This is a genomic window from Pseudomonas lurida, assembly GCF_013522705.1.
GTDB lineage: Bacteria > Pseudomonadota > Gammaproteobacteria > Pseudomonadales > Pseudomonadaceae > Aquipseudomonas > Aquipseudomonas quebecensis.
The window spans coordinates 302437-309245 of the sequence record NZ_JAAMRE010000003.1 but is presented as its reverse complement, the minus strand read 5'-3'; the positions used below and the strand labels follow the sequence as shown (position 1 = coordinate 309245).

At 62.3% G+C, this 6809-nt stretch carries 5 protein-coding genes; 2 read left to right on the top strand and 3 right to left on the bottom strand.

The window, feature by feature from the left end:
- Window positions 1–93, top strand: a 93-nt coding sequence (locus G7025_RS04745) for an IS3 family transposase (RefSeq protein WP_181076956.1), incomplete at its 5' end; no start/stop codon positions are given.
- Between the two features lie 72 nt (window positions 94–165).
- Here the strand turns inward: G7025_RS04745 and G7025_RS04740 are convergent.
- The 3 genes from G7025_RS04740 to G7025_RS04730 all read right to left on the bottom strand — a co-directional run bounded on the left by G7025_RS04740 (window position 166) and on the right by G7025_RS04730 (window position 1953).
- Window positions 166–345 carry a hypothetical protein gene (locus tag G7025_RS04740; protein ID WP_181076955.1) on the bottom strand — a complete coding sequence of 60 codons (180 nt, stop codon included), beginning with the start codon at window positions 343–345 and terminating at the stop codon, window positions 166–168.
- Between the two features lie 155 nt (window positions 346–500).
- A complete protein-coding gene (locus G7025_RS04735; RefSeq protein ID WP_181076954.1) occupies window positions 501–1676 on the bottom strand; it encodes a lactonase family protein in 1176 nt (391 codons plus the stop codon).
- Window positions 1663–1953, bottom strand: a complete 291-nt coding sequence (locus tag G7025_RS04730; protein ID WP_181076953.1) for a DUF5629 family protein — start codon at window positions 1951–1953, stop codon at window positions 1663–1665. Before G7025_RS04730 ends, G7025_RS04735 begins: the two co-directional genes overlap by 14 nt.
- Before the next feature lie 152 nt (window positions 1954–2105).
- On the opposite strand from G7025_RS04730, the gene G7025_RS04725 reads away from it, so the two are divergent.
- On the top strand, window positions 2106–6797 hold the full coding sequence (locus G7025_RS04725) for a hypothetical protein (RefSeq protein ID WP_181076952.1): 4692 nt from the start codon (window positions 2106–2108) through the stop codon (window positions 6795–6797).
- The last annotated feature ends 12 nt before the right edge of the window (window positions 6798–6809 follow it).

Here is a 6809-nt window from a genome sequence, read left to right as displayed (position 1 = left end):
GAGTACATCCAGTATTACAATCACTCGCGTATCAGACTGAAGCTAAACGGCCTGAGTCCTGTTGAATACAGAATTCAGGCCGCTCAGGCATAGATAGAAAATCGTCCAACTTTGTGGGGTCAGTTCAGAGCGTGGGAACGATCAAAAGGCCGTGGCCTGACGTGCTCAGTGCTGGGTTTTATGATCCAGGGCTGCATAGAAGTTGGCGCTTTGCTGCAGGTATTTCTGGGTATAGGCGCTGGTGCTGGAGGTGCGGCTGGTGACTTCCACGCTGGCGGCGGCCGGCAAGGCGACGGTGGCGGAAACAGCGGAAGCGGCGATGACGGAGAACAGATTGAAGTTCATGGCGGTAACCCTCGTGTACGTTTGGTGGTGTGGCCGGGGTGGCCTTGGAACCAAACGTACGCCCGAGGGCCGCGCCTTAGAAATGCTTTGAAACATTAGCCGCTATTAATACAATTAATACACAGGCTCAGGCCCCGCTGAACGGGGCCTGTGGCTTATTGACGCAGCAGGAACTTAAGGTCACTGGGTGCATCGATCGGCAATTTCTGCACGGTTTTACCCAGCAGGCCGGTTTTGAGGTCGCGCTCGATCACTACGATTTCATTGCTCTTCTGGTTGGCGATCAACAGGAACTTGCCGCTCGGGTCGAGGGTGAACTCGCGCGGATGGTCGCCTTCCACACTGCGACGCTGCAGCTCCTTGAGGTGCGCGGTGGCCGGGTCCACGCCAAATACGATGATCTGGTTGGCGGTGCCGCGATTACTCACATACAGGAACTTGCCGTCGCTGGAGGCATGCAACGCCGCGCCGGCCTTGTCGGACACCGGCTGCCCGGCGGCGTAGTCGACCAGTTGGGTCTGGGTCAGCTTGCCGTCGTTGTAATCGAACACCGCGACCTGGGCGCTCATCTCGGTGGTCAACCAGGCGTGTTTGCCGTCCGCGCTGAACAGCAGGTGACGCGGGCCGCTGCCCGGCGGCAGCTGCACCGACGCCGGATTGGCCGGGGTCAATGGCAATTCGTGGTTGGTCGTCGGGTCATACCGGTAGGCGAACAGCTTGTCCGCTCCCAGGTCCTGAACGAACACGTACTTGCCATCTGGCGATGAGACCACCGAATGCACGTGGTTGGAGGCCTGGCGTTCAGGGTTCACGCGGCTGGCCGGGTGCCCGCTCAACTGCACCGGCGTCGACAACTTGCCGCCGGCGTCCACCGGCAGGATCGCCAGGCTGCCGCCCGGGTCTTCCACCACCGAATAGTTGGCGACAAACAGGTAACGCCCGTCCGCCGCCACGCTGGAATGGGTCGGTTCGTTACCCAGGCTCTGCACCTGATTGACCAGGGTGAGCTGGTGATTTTTCGGGTCGATCGCGTAGCTGCTCACGCGCCCCACCGCATCTTTCTGGCCCGGACCATTTTCATTGACCACAAACAGATGCTTCTGGTCCTTGGATACGGTCAACCACGACGGGTTGTCCGCCTTGGCCGCCAGCACCGGTTTGCCTTGGAACTGCCCGGTACGACTGTCGAATTGCAGGCGGTAAATGCCTTCGCTGGTGCCGGCGGTGTAGCTGCCCACCAACAGTTCATAGGTGTCCGCCGGCGCTGCCTGCACCGACATCGCACCAACACTGCCGGCCATCAGCAGCGGCCAGAATCTACGCATCATCATGCTCGTCTTCCTCGTCGTTATTGTTGCCGGTGAAGGCGCTCATGCACACCAGGCGGTGTTCGCCCGACTCACCGGTGAGGGTCCAGCTTTGCAAGTTGTCGTCAAAAGCGGCGCTCTGCACCTGCGCCTGGCTGAACGACCAGCGCTTTTCGGCGCGGCCGTCCATGCAGGTGATGCGCAGGCCGTTCTCGTCGAAGGTGAAGTCAAAGGCATGCAAGCCATCGATTTCGAGCATGTCGGCAGTGTGAAGTTCAGCGGGCAGGCTGGAAGCAGTCATCGGGATCATTCATCAGTCAAGAAAACCGCTGATGATAGGCTAATCCGCTGCGGCTTTGCGGGTTTTGTGTGGTTGAGGTACCCGGTTATGGGTCCCCTGCGCGGCCGCTTTGGCATCCTCGGCACAACTCCTCATGCCGCCATGGAATACACATGCCCGACTCAAGCCCCGCTGCGCCCTTCAGTCCTCCTTCCGCCTTGCCTGCCGGGGTGAATACCCCAGCCCTGGCGGTCGCACGCGAGTTCGCCGATCTTCCGACCCTTGAGCAGGTGATTCAACACCTGCTCGCCACCGCCATTGGCCAGCGCTATCCGTCGCTGAGATTGGATCTGGCCGCGACTCAACTGGCGACCCCGAACGGCAAACAATGGTTTTTCCGTCCGCTGCTGTCAGTGGTGCATGACTACCTGGGCGGCGTCGTCAATCTGGACTTCAGCGATATCGGCAACCTCGGTTATTACCTGACCGACAACCCTCCACGCCAGTTGAAACTGCCCGGCACCACCGCAACGCGCATAGACATGAAGGTGATCGAAGGCCTCATCAAGGAGCTGAACGAGACCCTGCCGATCGGCTTACAGAACGCCATAGGCGACTATTGGCGCGACGACAGCAGAGACGACCGCTGGCGCTGGCTGGCGGACATGCTGATGGACACGTTGAGAATCGCCGCCCTGCGTCGCACCGACCTGGATGACCAGGCTCGGGACATGCTCGACCAGTTCATCGGCACGCCCGATCGTGAACAGCGCAGCGCCCGTCATGGCGCCCAGGCGGTGTTTGCCTATTGCCTGGAAGCCACCCTGCGCAGCGCTGGCCGAAGCGTCACCGTACTGGGGCCGGAGCTGGTGCTGACGCGCCCCAGCCACGGCACGTCCACCGTGCTGCTGTGCAACCCCGGCGGGCAGATCGAGGCATTCACCTCGATGGACGCGTTGACCCAGGCCTGGGGCCAACGCCAGGGCGCGGGCTACCGCGTCGATGACATCCTCATCCGCCGTTATGAGCCGGACGCCAACGCCTTCGATCACGAGGCCGCCCTGCTCCTCAACCGGCAATTGGAACAACTGGGCGCCCTGTCCCTGCCCGCCACCCAGGGGTTTGCAGCCTTGCAGGCAGAATACCGACGGATCGTCGATCCAGCGCAGTTCTTTGCCGACTCGCCGACCATCGCGCCCGACCTTCTCACGACCTTGCGCCCCCAACTACCGGCCTGGTTGCAGGACGCCGACAGCGCCACCAAGGCCGAGTACGGTCGCTATAGCCTGACCTTGGCCAGCGCAAAACAACGCGCGGGCGGGCGTACTTTCCTCAGCGGCATCAAAGATATCAAGACGTTCACCGCCGACAACCTGCGAAACGAGCTGCGCCGCGATGCACTGCGCTTCAACTCGCCCGCCGAAGCCTCGGCGCTGGACCCCGACCAACTTGAGCTGACCTTCAGCGTCGCCGCCGGCTATCCAGGCACCGTAGGCGTCATCCAGCACGAACGCATGGGCCTCACCGAGCTGGCAGTCAATAACCTGTCCAGCCGCCCCAAGGGCCAGATGCGCATTAACCACCGCCAGGGCCTGCCGCTGCCGTCCTGGCTCACGCCCGACTATGTCACGGGAAGCGGTGGGCTGATCGAACGTGTCGACATCGGCCGGCATTATCCCGGGCTACTGCAGACCCAACTGCTCGGCGACGATGAGCAAGCCCGCGAACGCGAAGTATTGTTCGCCGATCAGGTGTCGGTACAGCTGCCGATGCTGGCCCTGGAACTGAGCCTGCAACACGCCAGCGGCATGACCCGCGCCGGCGCCCGACGCGTGGCGGCGCTGACGGCCAGGGACGTCGCCGACCAGCAGGACATCGTGATTCGCCATCTGGCCTTGTCCAGCCACCCTGGCGCCCATTCGGACCAGGTGGCGAACATGTACATCATCGAAGCCCGTAACATCGAGGATGGGCCGCATATCCTGTATCGACCGCTGTACCGAGAACCGCTTCGGGAGTTTCACAGCCGCGCGGCCTTGTTCGACGCCATTGCCGAACCGGGAGAGTTGCAATCGAGCGTTTTGCTCTGGCTGGACGACTCCGCGCGGCCGATCTACGCCAACAATGGATTTCATGAGCCGCATTACCTGCGCTTTGGCCAGGGCGATGAATTCAGCCCTGTGCGCACGCCGGAGCCTGCCACGTTGTCGGTCGATGGCCTGAACGACGAGTTGCACCAGTGCCTGCTCACCGGCCGCTTGATGCAGTACCTGTACAGCAGCAATGCCCAGGCGCTTGTGGCCCAGGCTGATCGCACATCGGTGTCCAACAGCGAAAGCCGTTGGCAAGTACTGCTTGAGGGCGGTGGGTTGCTGTTCGGCAGCGTGTTGTACCCCTTACTGCGCGGCCCGCTGCTGCTGACCGCCTGGCTGGCCACGCTGTACGCAGGCCTTGAACACGACGTCCAGGGCCAGGAATCCACGGACCCGCAGGTCCGGGAACTGGCCACGGTCGACCTGCTGCTCAACCTGGGCCTGGCTTTGCTGGAGGGCCCGCCATTGCCGACGGTGGCGCATGTCGCCACAGGTACCCCGCGCAAGTCCTCCCTGCCGCTGCCGCCGCATGTTGCCGAGCAATGGCCCGTTCCAGCTGCGCCCCATATTCATCAAGGCGCGGTGGCATTGCCCGGCGTATTGCTCGGCGCCGACACTGCGCCGCTGGACTTCAGCTTCGCCCACGCGCGGCAGCGCTTGACGGCCAGCCAACGCGCGCGCCTGGCCGGCTACAAGGCGCAGCGCCCACGGGTGTTGCCTGCCCCGATATTGCACGGGCCGCGCAAGGGCCTGTATGTGGTCGACAACCTCTGGCACGCCCTGGTAGACGGCCAGTGGTATCAGGTGGAACTCGAACCTGGGAACGGCGCGGTGATCATCGTCGACTCGCTCGATTCCGCGCGTCGCGGCCCGCACCTGCGTACCGACGGCCAGGGCACCTGGACCCTCGATACCCGCCTACGCCTGCGCGGCGGCATGCCGCCCAGACGTATTGCCGAGCAACGCCGACGCAAGGCTCAGAGAGTCACCGAGCTTGAAGCCGACTACGCGCAGTTCCTGGGTCAGCAGGCCACGCAGAACCGGACAGTCGAGGTCGCCCAGGCGGTCATGGAAAGTGCGCAGCAAGACACGCGATACACCGATGCACAGCGTGCCGATACGCGCAGGCGCTTCGAAACCGCCCTGGAACAACAAACCCGTTCGTACCAAAAGATTCTCGAAGGTGCACAGGAAAGGCGGGAGCTGGACATCCCCTTGTCAGCGCAAACAGTGGCGGTACTCCTGGAAAACAGCGTCAACAACGCACGAAAGCTGGTGGTGGTCGCCGAAGCCGACCGGCAAGCGCTCTACAGGGCGAACAGCAAATTCACCGTCCAGGGCGCCGAATTCGATCTGGCGGTGATGCTCGATCCCGAAGGCCATGAACAGTTCATCAAGGCATTGCTGGACATCAATGAACGCTCGATCCACTGGCTGCAAGCCAAGGACCGTCACCTCAACGAACTGCTCGGCCAGGGAACCCCTGGTGCGCAAGCATTTACGCGGTTGACGGAAGGTCGGCCGCAAGAGATCAGTGCGCTGGCAATCCAGGACCTGCAGATTCGCACGCTCAAGCTGCAGGTCATCAAAGAAGATGCGCCGGCGTTTCAGGCTTTGGACGCCATCGTGTCACCGCTGTCGCAACACGTGCGTACCCATAGCGAGCTCAACACCCTGGAGTTGACTGCCGGTGACCGGGTGAGCGTATTGGACAGCCTGGTCGAACACTACGGCCGAGCGTTGGACGCCTTGCAGGGGCTAGGCATCGTGGCCGTGCAGGCCCCTGATAGACCGTATTCGAACCGGCTTTTCAAATTGATTGAGGCGCTGTACCTGGATGTCACCCGCAGACTGGCCGACGAAATCAAACCCGTCGCCCAACCGCGCGAACGCCGGCCCGGACGCCCTCCGACCGCACCAGGAAGGCCCCAGAAAAAAGTCATCAGGACGCGCAAGAAAGGCACGTTTATCGGCGACCTGAAACCGGCGGGAAGCACCTTGCCGATAGAGGTCGTCGAGGTCAGGTCCGAAGACAACGATCAATTGCTGAGCATGTACTCGCAGAAAGGTGAGGTGTGGGATGAAATCCTGCAGCCCGCTGCTGCGCGCCCACCGTCCGCCGTGCGCAGCCTTAACCTGGTCAAGGGCGAGGCTCGCAAGCTGCTGGCCACGCTGGACGAGCACCTGCGCCGCGGCAACGAGTACCGCAGAATTTCCCGACACCCTGAAGAAGTGCAGGAGTTCATGCAGCATCAAAGCGACCGCTTCAACAGCCTCGCCACGGAGCTGGATCAGGCCATCCAGGCGTTGCCTGAAAAAGACCGCAATAACGCCGATCGGGCATTGGTAACGCACCTGCTCGAAGCCGGCGCTCGGCTGACGGCCAAGGGCGACGAACTGCGCCTGCAACTGTGTCTGGACCTACCGCCCACCCATGCAAACCTTGAATACCTGATCGAGCAAAAGCAGGTCGGTGTGGCCCGGTATGGCGAGCGCGTGCCTCTGAGTGGCGAGCGCCGGGATTTCATTCAGGAATACGCGCTGACAGACCCGCAAGGAAAACTGTTGTGGTACGCGCACTTTCACTACGCCAATGCCGACACCCCCAAAGCCGATTACACCGTCGCGCACCTCAAAACCAAGGAGCAGCGCAAGCAAAGCTACTACTCACTGCTGGCCAAGGCTGACAACCCCCAGGCCGTGGTGAACGTGCACCGTGGCCTGATCGGCAAGGCCCTGGCCGAGCGCTGGTTCCTGCCGTTGGCGTCGTAACGGCGCGATATA